Here is a 23565-nt window from a genome sequence, read left to right as displayed (position 1 = left end):
TTGCAGTTAAATTTGAAAGATGTTAAAAAATATAATTTACACAGCTAGTATAGTAATGTTTTTGCTTGTTTCATGTAAGCAAGAACAGAAGTTAAATAAAACAAGGTTGCAAGGGAATGTTTTTGGTACAACATATCATATTACTTATTTGAATGAGATAAATCACCAGAAATCAATCGATAGTTTGTTTAATTTGATAAATAAGTCATTATCTACTTATATGCCGACTTCAGATATTTCTAAAATTAATAAAGGCGATAGCACTGTAGTTGTTGATGATTTTTTTGTAGAAGTTTTTGAAAAAGCTAGAAAGATTTATAATGAAACTGATGGGTATTTTGATCCTACTATTGGTAGATTAATTAATGCGTATGGTTTTGGTTCTGGGAAAGAAAAGAAAAACTTGTCTGAAGAAGAGATTAAAGAGCTTATGTTTGGAGTAGGTTTTGATAAGGTTACATTAAAAGAGAGAAAGATTTACAGAGATAACTCTAATATTGAATTGAATGTAAATGCTTTTGCAAAAGGTTATGGAGTTGATGTTATAGGAAGGTTTTTAGAACAAAAAAATATTAAGAACTACATTGTTGAAATTGGTGGGGAAATTAGAGCTCGTGGTAGTAAAAAAGGTAAGCCTTGGAGAGTGGCAATAGAAAAACCAAATGTAGATGGTACGAGGTCTGTTCAAAAAGAAATTAATTTGATAGATGAGTCTATGGCTACTTCTGGAAATTACAGAAAGTATAAAATTAACGATAAGGGAGAGAAGATTGTACATACAGTAAACCCTAAAACAGGATTGGCTCAAGAAAGTAATTTATTAAGTGTATCAGTAAGAATGAAGGGGGATTGTGCTGATGTAGATGCTTATGCGACTGCTTTTTTAGCTATGGGATTAGAAAAAACTAAAGAATTCTTAACAAAACATCCTGAGTTGAAAGTTGTTTTGTTGTATAACGATAAAAACAATGAATTACAGGAGTATGTAAATTAACTCTTGAAACAAACAGGTAAAATTTCGCCTTTCATTAAAGCAAATCGTTCTAGTTTTTCTGGAGCGATTTTTTTTGTAAAATCAATTTCATCGACTTTAAATCCTATAGAGCGAAGTTTGTTAAAATAGTCACGTCCATACACTCGTACATGATCGTATTGTCCAAATATTTTTGCGCGTTCTTTTGGATCGGTAATAGAATCGTCTTCAAAAGTAGTTTCTCTATTAAGGTCTTGTGGTATTTGAAAAATTCCGAAACCACCACTTTTCATTACTCTGTATAACTCCTGCATTGCTTTGGTGTCATTTGGAATATGTTCTAAAACATGATTACAGAAAATAATATCAAAAGAATTTTCTTCAAAAGGTAAGTCGCAAATATCTGCTTTTACATCTGCTATTGGCGATTCTAAATCTGAAGTAATGTATTCTAAGTTTTTTTGCCTTCTAAAAATATCGAGAAAGCATTGTTCAGGAGCAATATGAAGTACTTTTAATTTCTTTTCGGAAGAAAAAAAATCAGATTCGTTTTGTAAATAGAGCCATAACAAACGATGCCTTTCTAGTGAGAGGGTTGATGGTGATAATGCATTTTCTCTTTGTATACCATATCCATATGGTAAAAACTTGCGAAATGATTTACCGTCTATAGGATCGGTAAATTTATCACCTTTTAACCACCAAGCTATTACTGGGCGCGCCCAATAACTAGCTTTTATTAAAATGGGTCTAGGTATTGTGTTTAGTATGGCTTTAAATAAGGACACTTTATAAAACTAAAGGTTGTTGTCTAAACTCATCCTCTTCATTGCTTTCAATACCTAAAGCTTCGTAAATGTATTTAAAAGTTGAAAGTAATTCTGGTTTACCATCTACAATTGCTACATCATGTTCAAAGTGAGCAGAAGGCTTACCATCTAAAGTGGTAATTGTCCATCCATCTTTATGTTGTAGTATTTTTTGAGTTCCCATATTTATCATAGGTTCTATGGCAACTACCATTCCTTCAATAAATTTTTTACCACGACCTCTACGACCATAGTTTGGCATTTCTGGATCTTCATGCATTACTTTTCCTAATCCGTGACCAACTAATTCACGAACAACACCGTATCCGTGTTTTTCTGTGTAGTTTTGAATAGCAAAACCTACATCTCCAACACGATTTCCAACTTTTAATTCACGAATACCAACGTATAAGCTTTCTTTTGTTACGTCTAATAATTTTTGAGTTTCAGGAGCTATTTCACCTACAGCAAATGTGTAAGCGTGATCTCCATAAAAGTCATTTTTAATAGCGCCACAATCAATAGAAATAATATCTCCTTCTTGTAAAGGAGTTTTGTTTGGAATCCCATGTACAACTTGCGAGTTTGGGCTCATACAAAGTGTGTTAGGGAAATCGTAAAGTCCTAAAAAACCAGGGATAGCACCTTGCTCACGAATAAATTCTTCAGCAAGTTTATCTAAATATAAAGTAGTTACTCCAGGTTTTACTTCTTTAGCAAGCATTCCTAAAGTTTTAGACACTACCAATGCGCTTTCGCGCATTAATTCTATTTCTTCTCTAGTTTTTGATTTGATCATGTTAAAAATATTGAAGCGCAAATTTACGGTTATTTTTGATATGGATGTGTGTAAGGTTGTCCAGAAACGATTTTTAAAATATCGTCTTCTATTGTACTGCCATCTATAGCATGTTCTACAAATCTACCAATCTCTTTTCCGTCCTTATAAAAAATAAAAGTTGGGACTCTAAGAATATTGAATCCTTCTTCCAAACCATTTGCTTTTTTACTTCGATTAACGGTTACCAATTCTAAGTTTTTATAGTTGAATCCAGCTTCGTCTAGTAGTTTGTAGAAGTTAGGAATTTCTCTTTTGCTATCTCCACACCAAGTTCCCATAAAACCTTTAATTTTTACATCTTTTAAATATGGTTTTAATTTATTAATGGTGTTTTGATCTGTTTCATAATAACTATAAAAATCATTAAACCATTCTGAACCGTATGGTTCTTGTTGGAAGTCTTTTTTAGTAGCAATACCAACTAAATTTCCGTCTTTATCTTTAGTAGCTAATTGTTTTTGTTTAGGAGCAGAAGCACATGAAACTATAAAAGCTGTAAAAAGTATGTATGCGATTTTTCTCATCATTATTGTTTTAAATAAGTGAATGTTGTGTCATTTCTTTTGGTTGATTTACTCCCATTAGTTTTAATATTGTTGGAGCAATGTCGCCTAATACTCCATTTTCTATAGATTTTAATTCTTTGTCAATTAAAATCATTGGCACTGGATTAGTGGTGTGCGCTGTGTGTGGAGTTCCGTCAGGGTTTATCATTGTTTCACAGTTACCATGATCGGCAATTAAAATAGTGGTATAGTCATTATTTAAAGCAGATGTAACAACGTCTTTAACACAAGTATCTACTGTTTCACAAGCCTTCACTGCAGCTTCAAAAACTCCCGTATGTCCAACCATATCTCCGTTAGCAAAATTTAAGCATACAAAATCCACTTCTCCGTTTTCTAACTCAGGAACAATAGCATCTCTAATTTCATAAGCACTCATTTCTGGTTTTAAATCGTAAGTAGCAACTTTTGGAGATGGGCATAATAAACGTTTTTCGCCTTTAAATTCTTCTTCTCTACCGCCTGAAAAGAAAAATGTAACATGGGGGTATTTTTCTGTTTCTGCTATTCTAATTTGTTTCTTATTAGCAGACTCTAAAACTTCTCCAAGCGTATTTTCTATGTTGTTACTGTTGTAGATTACTTTAATGTTTTTAAAAGTTTCGTCATAATTTGTCATGGTAACAAAGTATAAAGGTAACTTTTTCATGTTGAACTCTGAAAAGCCTTTTTCGTTTAAAGCTTCTGTTAATTGACGACCTCTATCAGTTCTAAAGTTAAAGAAAATAACAACATCATCTTCTTTGATAGTAGTTTTTGGTTGATTGTTGTTATCAACCATTACAATTGGTTTTATAAATTCATCAGTAATATCACTGTCATAGCTTTGTTGTATGCTTTCAGTGGCATTAGAAGATAAAGTTCCTTTAGCATTAACTAATGCATCGTAGGCTAGGTGTATTCTTTCCCATCTGTTATCTCTGTCCATTGCATAATATCTACCTGTAATTGAAGCCAATTCCCCAGTAGTTTTTTGCATGTGTTCTTGTATGTCGTTTATGAAATACTTACCTGACTTTGGATCACAGTCTCTACCATCAGTAAAAGCGTGTAAGTATACATTTTTAAGCTCATGTTTATTAGCAGCATCAAGGAGACCTTTTAGATGATTAATGTGTGAATGAATTCCTCCATTAGAAACCAATCCTAAAAAATGAATATTCTTTTGATTTTTTTTAGCGTAATCAAATGCTTTTAATAATTCTGTTTCTTGAGCTAAAGTGTTTTCTTTTACAGCTTTGTTTATTTTAGCTAAGTTTTGATAAACAATTCTTCCAGCTCCTAAATTCATGTGTCCAACTTCAGAATTCCCCATTTGACCTTCTGGTAGCCCTACATGTTCCCCGTCTGTACGTAATTCGGCATGCGGAAATTTGTCGTATAATGAATTTATAAATGGTGTTTTTGCATTATATATAGCTGATACTTTTGGGTCTTGAGTAATTCCCCAACCGTCAAGTATCATTAAGATTACTTTTTTGTTCATTTGGTGTATTTTACAAAACAAAAGTAAGAAAGATTTTAAGTGCTTTTTTAAAAATTAACGAAACCGATTGCATAAGATGAAAATGAGTGTTGTTTCCTAATAAAAAAAGACTACCGAAGTAGTCTTTTAAAATGCTTTTAGAGAAGTTTATTTTACAAAGAATTTCTTTTGGAATATCTTGTTTTCTTGTTGGCCTTTTATGAAATAAATACCTACAGGAAGATCTTTTACTGATATTTTAATTTGATTCTGATTAGGGGTTTTACCAGCTTTCATAATAATTTTACCTTGTATGTTCGTTAATTCGTATTGTACGTTTTTGTTAGTTTCGAATTTAAGGAATATAAAACTGTCAGAAGGATTTGGATAAAGCTTTATATTTTCAATTAAATTGGTTGTATCAGTTCGTGCAACAGAATTATTTTTAACTAAGATTGTATAGTCTTCAACTTCACCAAAATAAGTGTCTTCGCCACAGGGTGTTATTTTGTATTCAGCTCCATATGCGTATCGAACTCTCATTTTAAGAGGAGTGTTTTTTACAGTATTATTAGGTGCTGATATGTTAACTGAATATGGTCCTGCTTTAAATGCTTTATATACTCTTTCACTATTTGAAAAATTACCATCATTATTCCAATCAACCCAAACACCAATAGCATTGTATATCCAATAATCGTTTTTAGTTGTGATTTTTAAATTAAAAGATTCTTGAGGTGAAATAGTATGTGATAGATTTTCATAATTTGAATATGAATTAAATGCTGTTGTATTGTTAATTGCTCCAAATGATACATTGGTTATAAATGAATCATTTCTAAGTGTACTTGCATAACAATGTGCTGATATTTTGATAGAATAATCTTCAACTTCACCAAAGTAAGTGTCTTCACCACATGGAGTGATCTTACTTTCAGAACCGTAAGCGTATCGTATTCTCATTCGAAGAGAAGTGTTTTTTACAGCGTTGTCAGGAACTGTTATGTCTGTTGCATATGGTCCTGCTTTAAATGCTTTGTATACTCTTTCGCTATCTGAAAATTCACCATCATTATTCCAGTCAATCCAGGCACCAATAGCATTGTATGTCCAATGATCGTTTTTGGTTGTAATTTTTAAATTGAATGTTTGACCAGAAGCGAATGTATTTGAGATACTTGAATAATTTGAATATGAGTTGTATCCACTACTATTATTAATTGATCCGAAGGTCACATTTGTGATGTAAGAATCGTTTCTAAGGTTTGAAGCGCTACAATAATTAGAAGAAGAGGAGTCATTGTCGGTTATGGTTCCAGTAGCAGTAATTGAGTTAGCGGTAATATTGTAATTTTCGCTAGGTTCAACTTTAGAATCGTCAATAGTTGGAACTTTAATTGTAAATGTTTTTACTCCAGAAGGAATTGTAACTTCTCCTTGATTGTAAGTAACTCCATTTGTAAAAGTTGGGTTGTTGAAATCAATTCCATTAATGGCAGTGGCATTATTTATAGATAAAGCTATTTTTGTTTCTTCAACAGTTGTGTTGTCTAAGGTAACTAAATGTTGTAATTCAGCTCCTTCTTCTTTGGTGTCATCAGAAATTGAAACTATTGAAGATGTGGTGTTCCCGTTTCCTTTTTTTATTAAAATACTGTAGTCAACAGTGTTTCCACTATCGTAAGCACCACAAGAAGTTTCTCCTTTACCATCAACAAAATGACCAGTAATTCGAAGTCCAATTTTTTTGCCTATTGCTGCATTGTTAGGAACGGTTATATTTGATGTAAATGAATATTCTCCGTTTTGATCATAGTTATTAGATTTCACTTCTTTGTTAACTAATAATTCATCTTGTGTAAACTGACCATCATAATTCCAGTCGGCCCAAACTTTTACTTTATTAACGTCAGAATCACCTCCATTTCCTTTTTCTGATTTAATGGTTATAGGATAGGTTTTTCCAGTTTTTAAATCAGTTGAAATGGTGTTGTAATAATTATAATAGTTGCTTTTCCCTGGTTCGTGGTTTATGGTATTAAAATTGACTTTGTTCACACTAAAGTAAGTGCCGTAGTTTGGGTATGATTTACAGTATTTTAATCTTGAAGTTATGTAATCACTTTTTTTAATGGTCTTTTTTAAACCGTTTGTAGAAGTTACTTCTAAAGTTACATCATAAGTACCTTCAATAGGGAATAAAATATTTGTTGGATTTTTTTCTGTAGAATTAGCAGGCGATCCACCTTCAAAAGTCCATTTCCAGCTTTTTAAACTATCTCCATTAGCAGCTATAGAAAAATCGTTAAACTGAACTTCTTCAGATAGGTTAACAGTTGTAGGTTGTCCAAAGAAATCAACTTCAAAAGGAGTGTTTTCAGGAACAATTGAAAGGCCATAATCTTCAGATTCTCCACTATCTATTGTAGAACAAGCTGAGTCACCTTCGTTACTTTGTACATAGTGTGCTAATACTCTAAAGGCAGTGTTGCCCATTTTAACTGAGTTAGGAATTTGAACACTTGTATTGTAGGTATAATTCCCGTTATTATCAGTTTGAGTATTTTTATAAGGATGACTAACTATAAGTTCGTTGTCTTCATACACAAAATTTGAATTCCAATCTGCCCAAACTTGAATTCTTAAATTATCATTTGCACCACCCGCTCCTTTGTTGGTTGTAATGCTTAGTGGGTATGTTTTGTTCTTTTTAACTTTAAATTTTACTGTTGGTGCATAGTTGCTTATGCCATCGTATCCTGTAGTATTACTGTTTTCGTTAAAAGAAACATTGGTAATGTGAGTGTAAGTTTTGTACCGAATATTAATGTTACAAAACTCTGTGTAAGGGTCGTTAAACTTTACGGAAATGTTCTCGATAGAATCCTTGTATAAAATTGAGCTTCCACCTGTAATAATTGAAGAATTGAATTTAAATGCTAAATTATTTATTGAGTTCGAAGCTGAGTGGTTTGTAGCAGTACCATTAAAATTGATAATAGCTTTTGTATTGTTAATAATATCAACTTTGGTAGTTATTCCTTCTGGAAGATTTTGAACGGTGTAGTCTGTAGAAAGATTCATGGTTCCAGAACTTTTGGTAAATGTGCATTCTTCACAAGAAACTTCAATAGAGGTTTCTAAAACACCATCGTTTAAATATCGTTCTTTAACTTGAGATGTTGAAGTTATTAATCTTGGTCCTAAGTTAGTATTTACACCAGTTGCAATTAGATTTTTTTCAGTCCACAAAGTGTTTCTTGTGGGGGAATTTTCTAAAGCATTAACCATCCTATTTACTTGTCCTTGAGTAAACATTTTATAACAATCTGTATAATCCATAAAATTTTCATTGTTAATTTCTTGGTTTAAACAGTTTTTAATAACCTGACACCCTGTTCCTGATGAGTTTTTTTTATGAGAAGGGGTGTCAGCAATTCCATCACCAGCTTTTGGGTCAGTAGAGCAAACGGCACCATAAAAAGTATGAGGTAAATCTAAGTAATGACCAAATTCGTGTGTAAGAACTGATCGAAAGTTTTCGTTAGTGTTATTTCCTAAATAACTTCCGTTATAAACAATTCTTGCAATATTTAGGTCAGACATGGTTTTATTAGGGTACCATGCAACTCCAGAATTGTAAAAATCACCATTGCCATAAAGGTCTCTAGTAATATAGATGTTACAATACTTGTAGTTGTCCCAAGCAACATTCTTTACTTCAGGAGAATTGTAATTTCCCATGCCGGAAGCTTTATCGTAAAAAACAACACCAGAAGTTGGGTTTCCGTTAGGGTCAATTTTTGCTAATTTAAAAGTAATGTCTAAAGGTTTTTTGATGACATCAAAAGGAGCGTCAATGGTGTTGTAATCACTATTTAGGCCTTGAAAATCTTCATTCGTTTTTTTTAAGGCATCTTCAATGATTTCTTGAGTAACTACAGTTCCTGAATTGTAATTTTTACCAAAAACGTGAAAAACAACAGGTATCACATAGGATGGGGGGCTAGTTTTTTTTGCTTGATTTTCGGGGGAGATTTTTAATCGTAAAGAATTTAGTTCGTTTTTAGCATTTTTGTTTTTTTTGAATAATTCTTTCATTACTTTGTCTGTTCCGCAAGAACTTTTTACGTTTTGAGAGTGTAGTTCTTTAAGGGGGAAAATGCTTAAAATTAATAGTAAATGAAAGCATAAGTGGGGGTTGAAATGTTTCATGATTTCTAATTAATAATTTGATTAGTAAACAAAGTTATCTTCTGTTAACTCTTTGTTTTTGATGTATTTAAACTTGTTTTGATATTATTTTAACAGAAATCATAATGATTTTGTAAAAAATTAACATATGTTAATAAAAATTGGTAAAGACAATTTTTTAGAAGTAGATAAAAATTCCCTTTAAGAAGGGAGAAAATGTATTATGTATATTAAATAGAATTATTGGCTTAACTCTTGTTTAAAAATATATGAGGTAGGCTAAAGTAGCTAGGAAGAGTATAAAAAATATAATTCTTTTAATTAGGGTTCGTTGGTTTTCTTTTTGAATCTTATTCTTTATCTCGTTAAGTTGTTGTTGAGAGGCTGATTTATCAAAATGAAGTTTTGTATTAGTATCTGTTTCATAGCCTTCAATTTTCTCAAAAGCAGATACACGATTTCTTTTGTTGTTTTTTAAACTAGTTATCATTGCCGATACAGCACCTCTAAAACTCATAGCTATTATTTTTTGGTTATATATTATTGGTAATGTTTTTGATAAAAATGTTACAAAAAAAATGCTTTTAGTAAATCTAAAAGCATTTTGAGAAGTTATTTCTTGTATTTACGAATAGCTTCTTTAATTTTTTCAATTCTGTTTTCTGGGTCAGGGTGGGTACTCTGAAACTCAGGGGTTCTATTAGGGCCAGCAGCAGCTTTTAAAATTTCCATAACACCAATTAAACTTTCTGGATTATAGCCAGCATCTACCATTAATTTAACACCTAATTCATCACTTTCTAATTCATCACTTCTACCATATTTCATGTTAATAACATTGGCAATAGCAGCCATTCCTTGTGCTGTACTAGGGTCAAAACCAACAGCGGCTCCTGATAATATACCTTGAGTTAAATCTTGTTTAGCCATACGTGCAGCAGAATGACGTCCAATAACATGACCTATTTCATGTCCTAAAACTCCAGCTAGTTGGTCTTCATTTTTTAATTTAGAAAATAAAGCAAAAGTGATAAAAATTTGTCCGCCAGGTAAAGCAAAAGCATTGATGGTTCTTTCATCTTTTAATAGATGAAAATCAAAAGGATAACCTGATTGTTTCGCGATGCTGTTGTCAACAAGTTTTTTACCTATTTTATCTACTAAATCTTGATATTGTTGACTAGGATATAAACCTCCATGTTGTTGTGCCATTTGTGGAGCACTACTTAATCCAATAGCTATTTCTTGTTTAGGAGAAATAGATATATGTTGTTTTTTTCCAGTATAAGGATTAATTTCAGCACTTGAACAATATTTTACTAAGGCAAATAAAGCAATACCAGCCCCAATTAAAAGTCTAATTCTTAAACTCCCCCGATTTCTCATGTTCTTTTGATTTTTTGTGATAAAAGTAAAGGTACAAAATATATAATTTAACAATTGTCGATTTTTTGTAAACAAGAAAAAACTTAAATTTACCCAGCAAAACAAACAACTATATGGAGTCTCATTTTGAGTTAAACGAAATCACAAAAAAATTACCTAAGCATTTACATAAATTTGTAGTAAGACAGCCTTATGAAGAATACACGGCACAAAACCAAGCAGTTTGGCGCTATGTAATGAGAATGAACGTAGATTATTTAGGTAAGGTAGCTCATTCTTCATATGTAAATGGATTAGAAAAAACAGGTATTTCAGTTGAGAATATTCCTGAAATGGAAGGAATGAATCGGATTTTAAAAGAGATTGGTTGGGCAGCTGTTTCGGTAGATGGATTTATTCCTCCTAATGCTTTTATGGAGTTTCAAGCTTATAATGTATTGGTAATAGCTTCAGATATGCGAACCATAGATCATATTGCTTACACTCCTGCACCAGATATTATTCACGAAGCAGCAGGGCATGCTCCAATTATAGCAAATCCAGAGTACTCTGAGTACCTACGTAGATTTGGAGAAATTGGTTCGAAAGCAATTTCTTCTGCTAAAGACTATGAAATGTATGAGGCAATTAGGTTGTTATCCATATTGAAAGAAAATCCTAATTCTACACAAAAAGAGATTGATGAAGCACAAGAAAAAGTAGAATGGTTACAAGATAATATGGGAGAGATGTCGGAAATGGCACAGATAAGAAATTTACATTGGTGGACTGTAGAATATGGTTTGATAGGTGAATTAAATGACCCTAAAATTTATGGAGCTGGTTTACTTTCGTCAATAGGGGAGAGTAAATGGTGTATGAAAGATGAGGTAAAAAAAGTGCCCTATTCTATAGAAGCTGCAAATGTTAGTTTTGATATAACAAAACCACAACCACAATTATTTGTTACACCAGATTTTGCTTATTTAAGTTTAGTGTTAAATGAATTTGCAAATACAATGGCCTTAAGAACTGGCGGGTTGAAAGGAGTTGAAAAATTAATAGATTCTAAAAACTTAGGTACAGTTGAGTTAAGTACAGGGGTTCAAATTTCTGGAATATTCACAAATGTTATAGAGGATAAAAAAGGAAAAGTAGCTTATATCCAAACAACTGGTCCAACAGTTTTAGCAAACAGAGATAAGGAATTGATTGGGCATGGAATTAGTTACCATGCAGAAGGTTTTGGAAGTCCAGTAGGGAAGTTAAAAGGAATTAATTTGCCTATTGAAGATATGAGTCCACGTGATTTAAAAGCGTATGGAATATATGAAGGTGAAGAAATGACTTTAGAATTCGAGAGTGGTGTGGTTGTAAAAGGAAGAGCAATTACAGGAACTCGCGATTTAAGAGGGAAAATATTAATAATATCCTTAAAAGATTGTACGGTAACTTATCAAGATCAGGTTTTATTCAGACCAGAGTGGGGAATTTACGATATGGCAATTGGTAAGGAGTTGGTTTCGGCTTATTCTGGACCTGCCGATGTTGATTCTTTTGGAGATATAGGAAAAGTTTCTGAAACCAAAACGGATAAAATAATCTATAGTGATTTGCAAAAGAAGCTTTATAGTTTGTATGAAGAAGTAAGAGGTGTTAGAGAAAAAAATAAAGTAACTGAAGATAAAATAATTTCAATTTTTAACGTTTTAAAGACTGAGTTTTCTCAAGATTGGTTGTTGGTTTTAGAGTTATATGAATTAGCTTTAGATAAGGGATATTTGGTAAAGGAAGAGTTGAGAGATTATTTAGAAAAATTAAAAAGTAACAAGAGTTACAGTACTTTAATAGAAAACGGACTACATTTGTTGTCGTAAGAATTAAAAAACAAATGGGGTTATTAAATTTTTTTAGGAAGAAAGATATGACAAACGAAATACAAGAATATTTAAATAAAGGGGCAGTAGTTTTAGATGTTAGAACTTTAGCAGAATGGAATGAAGGACACTCTGAAGGAGCGAAGCATATAGTTTTAACAGTAGTGCCTTTAAATGTTGAAGAAATTAAATCTTGGAATAAACCAGTAATAGCTGTGTGTAAAAGTGGAGGAAGAAGTGGGCAGGCTACACAGTTTTTACAAGGTCATGGAATTGATGTAATTAATGGAGGTCCTTGGCAAAATGTTGATCAGTATTTAGTTAAGTAAATATTGAATTTAAAATTTTATAAAGGGAAATGCTTTTTGAAGTGTTTCCTTTTTTTGTTCCAAATTATTTAAGAATTTAAGATGAGCTTCAGATTTAGGGTTAAATGGTTTGTGAGCTATACCTTTTTGAATGCCATCAATTTGTAGCATTGTTTTTTGAGTTTCTTCATTAAAAAATACACTACTAAATTTTTCCCATATATAATTTATAGCTGTTTCATTGGGGTGTATCATATCTTGTTTATAAAATCTATAGTCACGTAATTCATCCATCATAATTTCATAAGAAGGAAAGTAATCAATATTTTTTCTGTTTTCAGTTATTTGATGAATAGCAGAAATTAAATGAGCTTTGCTACGTTGGTTTTCAATAAATCCATCTTTTAAGTGGCGAACTGGCGAAACGGTATAGGTTATGGAGATGTCTTTATTTACAGATTTAATAAGAGTATTTATGGCGTCTAAACTTTCATAAATTTCATCAATAGAAAGGATTTCTTTTAAAAACTTTTTCTGAGGAACTTTATGGCAGTTTGCTACAATTTTGTCAGAAGAAATATGTCTGTATATCCAAGACGTACCTAGTGTTATAATTAAGTGCGATGAGTTTTTTAAGTGCTCAAGAGTTAGTAGGGTGTTGTTATTTAAACTATCTAATAAGTTATCCTTGTTGGTGGAGCTTAAGTTAGAATGGGCATCAAAACAATGCCATCTTTCGTTGTGAAAAAAGATATCTTTTTCTGAATATTCCTTTTCATTGATAGTGTTTGTAATTAAGTTTTCAATAGCTTTTGGGTGAAATAAAATACCAAATGGATTTTGAATAGCTCTAAATTTGTAATAAGTAAGTTTTTTACCAATATTCTCTGTAAAGCAAGAACCAATTAAAGTAATTTCAGAATTGTAACTGATTGGGTTATGGAGGTTTTTTTTAATAGGTATCTGAGTTGATAATATCATAAAAGAGAGCTATTTATACAAGTCAAAAATAATTATTGTTATTTTAAAAATTAATCAATTTACTTGTTTTATTTAAAATTGACTATATTTGTTTATTATTATTTGAAATAAGTTGAACAATATAAAAAGCATATTTACGATTAAAGACCTTGAAAACATCTCAGGGGTGAAGGCACATACCATTAGGATATGGGAAAAAAGATATAATTTATTAGAGCCTAACAGAACTAATACAAATATCAGGTATTATTCTTCAGAGAGTTTAATGAAGTTGTTAAATGTAGTGTTGTTGAATAAACACAACTTTAAGATTTCTAAAATTGCTCAGATGAGTAATGATCAAATAAAAGTTAACGCTAGGGAATTGGCATTTAAGTATGCGGTAAATGATGAAGCTATAAACTCTTTTAAGATAGCGATGTTTCAATTTGATAAAGTTTTATTTAACAATACTTATAATAAATTACTTCACAAGAAAACCTTTAGAAGTATATTCAAGGATGTCTTTGTTCCTTTTTTAAATCATATAGGGTTGCTTTGGCAAACAGATACTCTGCTGCCGGCTCATGAGCATTTTATTTCAAATTTAATTATTCAGAAAATACAGATAAATATTGAGAATCTTGAACATTCAATAGTGAATTCTGATAAAGCTTATGTGCTTTTTTTACCAGAAAATGAAGTCCATGAATTGGGGTTGATGTATTTGAATTACGAACTTGTGTTAAGAGGTTATCAAACAATTTATTTGGGGCAAAGCTTACCATTGAATAATTTGAATTACTTTTTTGAAAGTAAATCTAAAGTTTGCTTTGTTACTTCTATGACTGTGCGTCCTTATGATGATAAGGTGGTAGATTATTTTTATGAAATAGAAGATGTGTTAAAAGGTACTGAACATGAATTAATGGCTGTAGGAAAAAAAGCAATGGATGTTGCAGGTATTGATTTTAAGTCAAATATTTCTATATATCCATCAGTAATAGAGTTGCTTAGCGAGCTATAAATTTTTTTGTTAAAAATAATTTTGTTTAATCTTTTTTTGTTTTTGTTAAACATTATTTGTAGTTTTGAAATGTGTTTTGCTAGTCAGAACTATTTTTTTATTAAAATTAATTTTGTTTATGTTTTTAAGAAAAAAATTAAACAATGTCTGAGGAGGCTAAAAAACAGACTGTAAAATAAAGAGAGTAAGCACTAATTAAACAATACAATTATGTTATTTACAAAAAATTTATCGAGGATACCCTTCTTCTTAGTTTTATTTCTAAGTATTTGTTTGTTTACATCCTGTAGTGATGATGATTCAGTAATTACTGATAATGATGATATTGTTCAAAAAGCAATAAAAACATCTGATTTAAGCAGTTTAGTCGCAGCTTTACAAAGAGCCAATTTAGTTTCAGCTTTACAAGCAGACGGTCCTTTTACAGTATTTGCTCCTAATAATAAGGCTTTTCAAGATTTATTAGATTCAAATAATTCATGGAATTCATTAGATGATATTCCTTTAGAGACATTAAAAACAGTTTTACTTTACCATGTGTTAAGTGGTAAAGTGATGAAAAATGATTTGTCAGATACTTATGTAAATACATTGGCAACTGGACCAAATGATGAGCCATTGTCATTACAGGTTGAGGTTACTGGAGCTGTTGAATTTAATGGAGATTCAAAACCAGTGACAACAGATATTTCAGCAACAAATGGTGTAGTGCATATTATTGATAAGGTTATGTTACCGCCAGATGTAGTAACATTGGCTTTAAATAATAGTGGTTTTACTTCTTTGGTAGTGGCATTAACAGATACTAGACATACAACTGACTTTGTTTCTCTGCTAAAAATGACAGGTCCATATACCATTTTTGCACCAACAAATAGTGCTTTTCAAGCTTTGTTAGATAGTAATGCTGCGTGGAATTCATTAGCGGACATCCCAATAGCAACCTTAGAAGCAGTTTTAAAATACCATGTTTTTGCAGGAGGTAATGTGCAAGCTGATCAGTTAACAGACAATCAGGAGATAACTATGTTTAGTGGAGGAAAAGTTACTGTTGACTTGTCAAGTGGAGCTAAGTTAGAGACTTCATCAGGTCAATCGGTTGTGATATCTGTAACAGATGTTCAAGGTACTAATGGAGTTATTCATGCTATAGATAATGTATTGTTACCTTAATTGTTAACTTATTGCATATGAGTGTGTTTTGCTTTTTTGTTAATCGTTTTTAAGTTATATTTATAATATATATAAAATTGGGAAAAAAAATATCAATAATAGGTTCAGGTTTTTCGTCGTTAGCAGCATCTTGTTATCTTGCTAAAGCAGGGTATGAGGTTGAAGTTTATGAAAAGAATTCAACAGTAGGTGGAAGAGCTAGGCAGTATAAAAGAGATGGTTTTACATTTGATATGGGGCCAACATGGTATTGGATGCCAGACGTTTTTGAGAAATTTTTTTCCGATTTTAATAAAAAACCTTCTGATTATTATCAGTTAAACAAATTAACACCAGCTTATCAAGTATATTTTGATGTTCTTGATTCAATTACAATACCCGGTAATTTAGAAGAAATTTATGAGGTATTTGAAAAAGAAGAGAAGGGAAGTTCAAAATATCTAAAACGTTTTTTAAAGTCGGCAGAATATAATTACAACGTGTCTATAAATGATTTAGTTTATAAGCCAGGTATATCCCCATTAGAACTAATAACGCCGGTAACCATTGGAAAAATTACACAGTTTTTTTCAACAATTAGAAAACAGGTAAGAAAAAAAATAAAAAGTAAAAAATTAATCCAAATATTAGAGTTCCCAGTCTTATTCTTGGGTGCAAAACCAAGTAATACACCAGCCTTTTATAACTTTATGAATTATGCCGATTTCTCCCTAGGTACTTGGCATCCTGTTGAAGGAATGTATAAAGTTATAGAGGCAATGGTTTCTTTGGCGGTTTCGTTAGGAGTACATTTCAAAACTGAAGCTATTGTTGAAGAAATTTGTGTAAATCCATTAGGAGATGCAAATGGATTGATAGTAAATGGTAATTTTATTGACGCAGATGTAGTGTTAAGCGGTGCAGATTACCATCACACAGAAACACTTTTACCAAAGGTATACAGACAGTATTCTGAAAAGTATTGGGAAAAGAAAGTTTTTGCCCCATCATCTTTATTATTTTATGTAGGCTTTAATGAAAAGCTGAAAAATGTATGTCATCACACATTGTTTTTTGATACAGATTTTGATGAACATGCCAAAACAATTTATGATCACCCCAGTTGGCCAAAAGAACCATTGTTTTATGCAAGTTTTCCCTCAATAACCGATGGTTCTTTTGCTCCAGCTAATAAAGAGGCAGCTACTTTTTTAATACCCTTGGCACCAGGGATAGAAGATACGCCTGCTTTAAGAGAAAAATACTTTAACATTATAATTGAAAGATTAGAAAAGTTAACAAAACAATCGTTAAAGGATTCAGTAATTTTTAAAGAAAGTTATTGTGTTAACGACTTTATTGAAGATTATAATTCGTACAAAGGAAATGCCTATGGTTTAGCAAATATTTTAACCCAAACAGCATTTTTAAGACCTAAAATAAAAAGTAAAAAAGTTAAGAACTTATTTTTTACAGGACAATTAACGGTTCCCGGACCTGGTGTTCCCCCTTCATTAATTTCAGGAAAAATAGCTTCAGATTTAATCATTAAAAACCACCAAAATGAAAAAACTATTTGATGAGGTTTCGTATTCGTGTAGTAAATTAGTTACACAAAAATATAGCACGTCATTTTCGCTAGCTACTAGAATGTTAGCGCCAAAAGTGAGAGTAGCTATTTATAATATTTATGGTTTTGTCCGCTTTGCAGATGAAATTGTAGATTCTTTTCATGAGTACGACAAGGAAGAGCTTTTAACAAAATTTGAAAAAGATTATTACTCGTCAAAAAAGGAAGGTATTAGTCTAAATCCTATTTTGAATTCATTTATACATACAGTTAATACCTATAATATTCCAGATAATTTGGTAGGTGCTTTTTTGAAAAGTATGAGGGCAGATTTGTATAAGACAGAATACACAACGGAAGAAGAGTATAAAGAATACATTTATGGTTCTGCAGATGTTGTAGGGTTAATGTGTTTGAAAGTTTTTGTTAATGGAAATGAAAAACGATATAATGAATTAAAAGACGCAGCAATGCGTTTAGGTTCAGCATTTCAAAAAGTTAATTTTTTAAGAGATTTAAAAGATGATTATGAAGTATTGAATAGATCATATTTTCCAAATGTTAATTTAGAAAAACTAAATGATGCTTCAAAAGAAATGATAATTGAAGAAATAGAGGAAGATTTTGATTACGCTTTTAAAAATGGTATCTTAAAGCTACCTGTAGAGGCAAAGTTTGGAGTTTTTATAGCATACAGATATTACAAAAAGCTTTTGAAGAAATTGAAAGCAACTCCATCGTCTAAAATTATGGATACAAGAATAAGGATTTCTAACCCAATGAAAATTAATTTATTGGCTAGAAGTTATGTGAAATATAAATTAAAACTAATCTAGAATGATATTTGCAACTGTCACAATACTAACTTTTATAATAATGGAAGGTGTTACATGGTGTACTCACAAATATGTAATGCACGGTTTTGGATGGTTTTTACATGAGGATCATCATCAACCAGGTTATCCACATGTATTTGAGAAAAATGATGCCTTTTTTGTGGTTTTTGCAATACCAAGCATGTTACTATTTTACTTTGGGATTAGACCTGAATTAAATTACCTGTTTTTCATTGGTTTGGGTATTCTTTTGTATGGGATAGCTTATTTTTTAATACATGATGTATTAATTCATAGAAGGTTTAATTGGTTTAAAAATACAAAGAATAGATACTTAAGAGGATTAAGAAAAGCGCACAAGATACATCACAAACACTTAGGTAAAGAAGAAGGAGAGTGCTTTGGTATGTTGTTCGTGCCATTTAAATATTTTAAGAAAAGACAATGAGTAATTACCTGTATTTAATATTAAATTTAGGAAGTATAAGTATACCTTTACTGTATAGTATTTTTGAAAAAGAGATACACTTTATTAAATACGCAAAAATTGTTTTTCTTAGTATAGTTATAGTTGCGATTCCTTTTTTAGTTTGGGATGCAATTTTTACAAATTATGGTGTTTGGGGATTTAACAAAACCTATTTTTTAGGAGCAAAAATACTGCAAATGCCAATAGAAGAATGGATGTTCTTTATCTGCATACCTTATGCGTGTTTATTTACGCATGAGATGTTAAGGATTTATCAACCAAAATTAAAATTATCTAGAACACAGACTATCATCATAAGTGTGATCTTCATAATAATTGTTTTTTGGTTATTGATATTTAATTTAGATAAAACTTACACAGTAGTAAATTTTTTATTATTTTTATCGTTAATGCTTTATAGTTTAAAAAAGCATTTAATTGCGTTACAAGAATATTTTCCTAGTTTTCTGATAATTTTAGTTCCTTTTTTTATTGTAAATGGAATTTTAACAGGAAGTTTTATAGAGAGTCCAGTTGTTTGGTATAATAACTCAGAAAATATAAATGTTCGATTATTTACGATTCCCCTTGAAGATGTGTTTTATGCATTTAACTTATTGTTTTCAATACAGTTAATATTTAATCATTTTAAAACAAAAGTCTATGGGAATTAGTAAAGTTATCCGTTTTTTAATTTTTTTAAGTTTAAACTTTTTGGCATTAATCGTTGGTGTGTGGTTAATGAATAATGGCCCCCAAACAGATTGGTACAAATCGTTAAACAAGGCGCCTTGGACGCCAGCAAACTGGGTTTTTGGAGCAGCCTGGTTTTTTATCATGTTTTGTTTTTCATTTTACATGACCAACTTAAGCTTCAAATTTAAACTAACTAAAGGAGGGTTTCTTATTGCATACTTATACATGGTTCAATGGATTTTGAATGTTATGTGGAATTACTTCTTCTTCAATCAGCATTATACAGTTTTAGGGTTAATTATAATAACCGGTTTATGGTTGTTAATAGGATATTTTACAGTTGAGTATTGTAGAAAAATGAAACTTTATACACTATTAATATTGCCATATTTAGTTTGGATGACAATCGCTACAAGTTTAAACGCTTATGTAGTATTTAATAATTAGAAATTATGAGTAGAAAGAAAAAAATAACACCAGAAATAATCATAGAATGGTATATGAACTCAGTTCTAATATCTGGAAAACCACATTCTATTTTTGAGTTTGCAAAGAATAATAATTTTGAAGAAGGAGATTTCTATAAGTTTTTTTCGAGTTTTGAAAGTTTAGAGAAGCAAATTTTTAAAACGTTTGCCAAAGAAACAATTCATATGCTTCATAAAACAGAAGCCTATCAAGATTATGGTTCAAAAGAAAAGCTATTAAGTTTTTATTTTACTTTTTTTGAGTTGTTAACCGCAAATAGATCTTATGTTTTACTTCAATTAAAAAATAATAAGTTAGATTTTAATAAGCTTTCAGTCTTAAAGGAATTAAGAAAAGAATTTATCAATTTTATAGATGGAATATCTCTTGAAAAGATTGATTTTAAAAATGATAAAATTAACAAGGTTCAGGATAAAACAATAGCAGAAAGTTATTGGATTCAATTATTAATGATTCTCAAGTTTTGGATAGACGATGAATCGCCAAATTTTGAGAAAACAGATGTTTTTATAGAGAAATCAGTAAAAGCAAGTTTCGATATACAGCAAATAGCACCAGTAAAAAGTGTGATAGATTTAGCTAAGTTTTTGTGGAAAGAAAAAATGCCCATGGTATGAAAACGCTAAATAAAATTCCCGTTTCAAAAATAGAAAGAGCTACAAAATTGGTAACAACAGGGCTAAAAGTTGGAGTTAATTATGCCAAGTATTATGGGAATAAGTTAACACAAACAGAGGAAGAAGCTAGAGACCAATTAAATAAAGACAATGCAGAAGATATTTACGACGGGTTAAAGGAATTAAAAGGCTCTGCATTAAAAGTAGCTCAAATGTTAAGTATGGAGAAAAATTTACTCCCAAATGCTTACGTAGAAAAATTTTCATTATCTCAGTTTTCAGTACCACCATTATCTGGTCCCTTAGTTGTAAAAACATTTAAAAAATATTTTAAAAAAACTCCAGAAGAGGTTTTTGATACGTTTACAAACGAATCAGTAAATGCAGCAAGTATAGGTCAGGTTCATAAGGCGACAGTTAAAGATAAAAAGCTAGCAGTAAAAATTCAATATCCTGGTATAGCAAATAGTATCTCTTCAGATTTAGCATTAGTAAAGCCAATGGCTATGAAAATGTTCAATATAAAAGGAGAGGGGTCTGATGAATATTTTAAAGAAGTAGAAAATAAGTTACTTGAGGAAACAAATTATGTCTTAGAGTTAAAGCAAAGTAATGAAGTAGCGAATGCCTGCGCTAATATTCCTAATTTGAAGTTTCCAGCCTATTATCAAGAATATTCGTCAGAGAGGATTCTTACAATGGATTGGATGGATGGTATTCATTTATCAGAGTTTACAGAGCAAAATCTTGATGAGAAGAAAGCTAATAAATTAGGGCAAGCCTTATGGGATTTTTACATGTATCAAATGCATGTTTTAAAGAAAGTTCACGCTGACCCACATCCAGGAAATTTCTTAGTATCTCCAAAAAACGAATTAATTGTTATAGATTTTGGTTGTATGAAATCGGTGCCTGAAGATTTTTACGTTCCTTATTTTGAGTTAGCAAAAAAAGAAAATATAGAAAATCCAGCTTTTTTTGAGAGTAAATTATATGAGCTTGAAATCTTAAGAAAAGACGATACAGGAGAAGAAAAACAGTTCTTTAAAGGACTTTTTCATGAAATGTTATCTTTATTTACACAGCCTTTTCAAAAAGAAGAATTTGATTTTTCAGACGATGAGTTTTTCGGAAGAATAGCAGACTTAGGACAAAAGTATGCTAAAAGTACCGAGTTAAAAAAGATGAATGGAAATAGAGGTTCTAAGCATTTTATTTATATAAATCGAACCTTTTTCGGATTGTATAATTTGATGCACGATTTAAAATCAAAAAAAATCAAAATAAATAATTATAAAAACCTGTAATGCATATTACAAGAAAAGAAATAGAAGCGTTTCCGCATTTGTATAAGATAAACTTAGTGAACAGTATTTCAGGGTACAAATCGGCAAATTTAATAGGAACTAAATCCAAAGAAGGAATAACCAATGTTGCGGTATTTAGTTCAGTAGTTCATTATGGTTCAAATCCACCTATTTTAGGATTTGTCTTGCGTCCTACTACAGTAATCAGAAATACCTATAACAATATTAAAGAAACAGGGGTTTATACAATTAATGCAATAAGTGAAGGTATGATAGAAGAAGCGCATCATACATCAGCAAAATATTCGGCAGAAATATCAGAGTTTGATAAAACTAATTTAACATCCGAGTATAAAAATAATTTTGATGCACCTTTTGTGGCAGAATCTCCTTTACAATTAGGAATGAAATATTTAGAGGAATACCACATAAAAGCTAATGATACAGTTCTAGTATTGGGAGAGGTAACCGATTTATATTTCGAAGATACTATGTTATCGGAAGATGGTTTTTTAAATCTTTCTAAAGAAAATGTAGCAGCAATTAATGGGTTGGATACTTATATGGTAGCAAAAGAATTTAAAAGATTGTCGTATCAAAGACCAAAATAAATGAAAATATTAATCACAGGTACAACAGGGTATGTTGGTAAGAGAATAATTCCAATCCTTCTTCAAGAAGGACATACTCTTGTGTGCTGTGTGAGAGATTTAAATAGAATTCCTTTAGAGTTAAAAGCTAAAAAAGAGATAAGTTTTGTTGAAATAGATTTTCTAAAGCCAGAAAATCTATTACCAAAAGATATAGATGCAGCATATTATTTAATACATTCAATGTCTACCAGTAGTGACGATTTTGAAAGTTTGGAAGAAAAATGTGCTAAAAACTTTAAAGAGTTGGTAGAAAAAACAACATGTAAGCAGGTTATATATTTAAGTGGAATAGTAAATGATAATTCGCTTTCAAAGCATTTGCAGTCAAGATATAAAGTAGAACAAATATTAAGTAGTAAAGAATATGGTTTAACTACGTTTAGAGCTGGTATAGTAGTTGGAAGTGGAAGTGCTTCTTTTGAAATTATAAGAGATTTGGTTGAGAAACTTCCTATAATGGTGGCTCCAAGATGGTTGCATACGAAAACACAACCTATAGCAATAAGAGATGTGTTATCATATTTAACAAAATCGCTTTTTAATGAAAAAGTGTATAATAAGTCATATGATATTTTTGGGGCTGAAGTGTTAACGTATAAGGAAATGCTGTTGCAGTTTGCAGATGTAAGAAAATTAAAGCGTATCATTATAACCTTACCAGTGTTAACTCCCAAATTATCATCATATTGGTTATATTTTGTTACTTCAACTTCGTTTAATTTAGCTAAGACTTTGGTAGATAGTATGAAAGTAGAAGTAATTGGAAGACAAAGTAATATAAATGAAATAATAAATGTAAAACCAATTACTTACAAAGAAGCAGTTGATAGGGCTTTTAAGAAAATAGCCCAAAACTCAATGATTTCTAGTTGGAAAGATGCAAAAATAAGTGGTGTTTTTAAAAAAGAGTATAGCGATTATATCGAGTTACCTCATTTTGGATGCTTTAAAGATGTTAGGAGTAGGTATGTTAAAGATGAGCCAGAGACATTACATAAAATTTGGAGCATAGGAGGAAAAACGGGCTGGTATAGGTTTAATACCTTATGGAAGATTAGAGGTTATATTGACAAGGTTTTTGGAGGAGTGGGGTTAAGAAGAGGTCGCAGACATCCTACAGAACTAGAACCTGGCGATGCACTTGATTTTTGGAGAGTATTATTAGCGGATCAAAAGAATAAAAGATTGTTGCTTTTTGCAGAAATGAAATTACCTGGAGAAGCTTGGTTAGAATATAAAATAGTGAAAAATAAATTATATCAAAGAGCGGTATTTAGACCTAAAGGAATATTAGGTAGAATGTATTGGTTTTTAGTACTGCCTTTTCATGGTTTTATTTTTAGAGGTTTAATAAATCATCTATCTAAATAGGTATATTTTTTTGAGTATTA

At 30.8% G+C, this 23565-nt stretch carries 22 protein-coding genes; 14 read left to right on the top strand and 8 right to left on the bottom strand.

Features of this window, described 5'->3' with window-relative positions:
- Positions 1 to 19 precede the first annotated feature (19 nt).
- Complete coding sequence (locus tag Q0958_RS00555; RefSeq protein WP_299118354.1) at positions 20 to 994, top strand: FAD:protein FMN transferase; 975 nt, start codon at positions 20 to 22, stop codon at positions 992 to 994.
- Here the strand turns inward: Q0958_RS00555 and Q0958_RS00550 are convergent.
- From Q0958_RS00550 to Q0958_RS00520, 7 genes are all read right to left on the bottom strand, one after another.
- Positions 991 to 1761, bottom strand: coding sequence for a class I SAM-dependent methyltransferase (locus Q0958_RS00550; protein ID WP_299118353.1), 771 nt, complete (start codon positions 1759 to 1761; stop codon positions 991 to 993). The two genes, Q0958_RS00555 and Q0958_RS00550, sit on opposite strands and share 4 nt — an antisense overlap.
- Position 1762: 1 nt before the next feature.
- Complete coding sequence (gene map, locus Q0958_RS00545) at positions 1763 to 2581, bottom strand: type I methionyl aminopeptidase (RefSeq protein WP_150899901.1); 819 nt, start codon at positions 2579 to 2581, stop codon at positions 1763 to 1765.
- A 29-nt stretch (positions 2582 to 2610) separates the two neighbouring features.
- Positions 2611 to 3147: a thioredoxin family protein gene (locus tag Q0958_RS00540; RefSeq protein WP_150899902.1), complete on the bottom strand. Its 537-nt coding sequence runs from the start codon at positions 3145 to 3147 to the stop codon at positions 2611 to 2613.
- 10 nt (positions 3148 to 3157) lie between these two features.
- Complete coding sequence (gene gpmI, locus Q0958_RS00535) at positions 3158 to 4675, bottom strand: 2,3-bisphosphoglycerate-independent phosphoglycerate mutase (RefSeq protein ID WP_299118352.1); 1518 nt, start codon at positions 4673 to 4675, stop codon at positions 3158 to 3160.
- Between the two features lie 147 nt (positions 4676 to 4822).
- On the bottom strand, positions 4823 to 8755 hold the full coding sequence (locus Q0958_RS00530) for a GEVED domain-containing protein (RefSeq protein ID WP_299118351.1): 3933 nt from the start codon (positions 8753 to 8755) through the stop codon (positions 4823 to 4825).
- A 352-nt stretch (positions 8756 to 9107) separates the two neighbouring features.
- A complete protein-coding gene (locus Q0958_RS00525) occupies positions 9108 to 9365 on the bottom strand; it encodes a hypothetical protein (protein ID WP_299118350.1) in 258 nt (85 codons plus the stop codon).
- A gap of 95 nt (positions 9366 to 9460) precedes the next feature.
- Positions 9461 to 10234, bottom strand: coding sequence for a M48 family metalloprotease (locus Q0958_RS00520; RefSeq protein WP_299118349.1), 774 nt, complete (start codon positions 10232 to 10234; stop codon positions 9461 to 9463).
- 113 nt (positions 10235 to 10347) lie between these two features.
- On the opposite strand from Q0958_RS00520, the gene Q0958_RS00515 reads away from it, so the two are divergent.
- The gene (locus Q0958_RS00515; protein ID WP_299118347.1) at positions 10348 to 12090 is read left to right on the top strand and encodes an aromatic amino acid hydroxylase; all 1743 of its coding nucleotides are present in this window, start codon (positions 10348 to 10350) and stop codon (positions 12088 to 12090) included.
- Positions 12091 to 12137: 47 nt separating this feature from the next.
- Positions 12138 to 12419, top strand: coding sequence for a rhodanese-like domain-containing protein (locus tag Q0958_RS00510; RefSeq protein ID WP_235273588.1), 282 nt, complete (start codon positions 12138 to 12140; stop codon positions 12417 to 12419).
- Between the two features lie 9 nt (positions 12420 to 12428).
- Here Q0958_RS00510 and Q0958_RS00505 read toward each other — a convergent pair whose 3' ends face one another.
- Positions 12429 to 13379: a GSCFA domain-containing protein gene (locus Q0958_RS00505; RefSeq protein WP_299118344.1), complete on the bottom strand. Its 951-nt coding sequence runs from the start codon at positions 13377 to 13379 to the stop codon at positions 12429 to 12431.
- Between the two features lie 112 nt (positions 13380 to 13491).
- On the opposite strand from Q0958_RS00505, the gene Q0958_RS00500 reads away from it, so the two are divergent.
- The 11 genes from Q0958_RS00500 to Q0958_RS00450 all read left to right on the top strand — a co-directional run bounded on the left by Q0958_RS00500 (position 13492) and on the right by Q0958_RS00450 (position 23545).
- Positions 13492 to 14385: a MerR family transcriptional regulator gene (locus Q0958_RS00500; RefSeq protein WP_299118341.1), complete on the top strand. Its 894-nt coding sequence runs from the start codon at positions 13492 to 13494 to the stop codon at positions 14383 to 14385.
- Between the two features lie 210 nt (positions 14386 to 14595).
- Positions 14596 to 15558 carry a fasciclin domain-containing protein gene (locus tag Q0958_RS00495; protein ID WP_299118340.1) on the top strand — a complete coding sequence of 321 codons (963 nt, stop codon included), beginning with the start codon at positions 14596 to 14598 and terminating at the stop codon, positions 15556 to 15558.
- Between the two features lie 77 nt (positions 15559 to 15635).
- The gene (gene crtI / locus Q0958_RS00490; RefSeq protein ID WP_299118339.1) at positions 15636 to 17117 is read left to right on the top strand and encodes a phytoene desaturase family protein; all 1482 of its coding nucleotides are present in this window, start codon (positions 15636 to 15638) and stop codon (positions 17115 to 17117) included.
- Entirely contained in the window at positions 17101 to 17943 is an 843-nt protein-coding gene (locus tag Q0958_RS00485; protein ID WP_299118338.1) for a squalene/phytoene synthase family protein, read from the top strand. Before crtI ends, Q0958_RS00485 begins: the two co-directional genes overlap by 17 nt.
- A 1-nt stretch (position 17944) precedes the next feature.
- A complete protein-coding gene (locus Q0958_RS00480; protein ID WP_299118336.1) occupies positions 17945 to 18391 on the top strand; it encodes a sterol desaturase family protein in 447 nt (148 codons plus the stop codon).
- Positions 18388 to 19086 carry a lycopene cyclase domain-containing protein gene (locus Q0958_RS00475; protein WP_299118334.1) on the top strand — a complete coding sequence of 233 codons (699 nt, stop codon included), beginning with the start codon at positions 18388 to 18390 and terminating at the stop codon, positions 19084 to 19086. The genes Q0958_RS00480 and Q0958_RS00475 overlap by 4 nt, the downstream gene beginning before the upstream one ends.
- On the top strand, positions 19076 to 19555 hold the full coding sequence (locus Q0958_RS00470) for a TspO/MBR family protein (RefSeq protein ID WP_299118332.1): 480 nt from the start codon (positions 19076 to 19078) through the stop codon (positions 19553 to 19555). Before Q0958_RS00475 ends, Q0958_RS00470 begins: the two co-directional genes overlap by 11 nt.
- 5 nt (positions 19556 to 19560) lie before the next feature.
- A complete protein-coding gene (locus Q0958_RS00465; protein ID WP_272151583.1) occupies positions 19561 to 20214 on the top strand; it encodes a TetR family transcriptional regulator C-terminal domain-containing protein in 654 nt (217 codons plus the stop codon).
- Positions 20211 to 21521: a lipopolysaccharide core heptose(II) kinase RfaY gene (locus Q0958_RS00460; protein WP_299118330.1), complete on the top strand. Its 1311-nt coding sequence runs from the start codon at positions 20211 to 20213 to the stop codon at positions 21519 to 21521. Before Q0958_RS00465 ends, Q0958_RS00460 begins: the two co-directional genes overlap by 4 nt.
- On the top strand, positions 21521 to 22132 hold the full coding sequence (locus Q0958_RS00455) for a flavin reductase family protein (protein WP_299118329.1): 612 nt from the start codon (positions 21521 to 21523) through the stop codon (positions 22130 to 22132). The genes Q0958_RS00460 and Q0958_RS00455 overlap by 1 nt, the downstream gene beginning before the upstream one ends.
- On the top strand, positions 22133 to 23545 hold the full coding sequence (locus Q0958_RS00450) for an SDR family oxidoreductase (RefSeq protein ID WP_299118328.1): 1413 nt from the start codon (positions 22133 to 22135) through the stop codon (positions 23543 to 23545).
- The last annotated feature ends 20 nt before the right edge of the window (positions 23546 to 23565 follow it).

This window comes from uncultured Tenacibaculum sp. (genome assembly GCF_947499065.1).
GTDB lineage: Bacteria > Bacteroidota > Bacteroidia > Flavobacteriales > Flavobacteriaceae > Polaribacter.
Note: the sequence above shows the minus strand (reverse complement) of the source record. Positions and strands in the feature narration are given on the sequence as shown.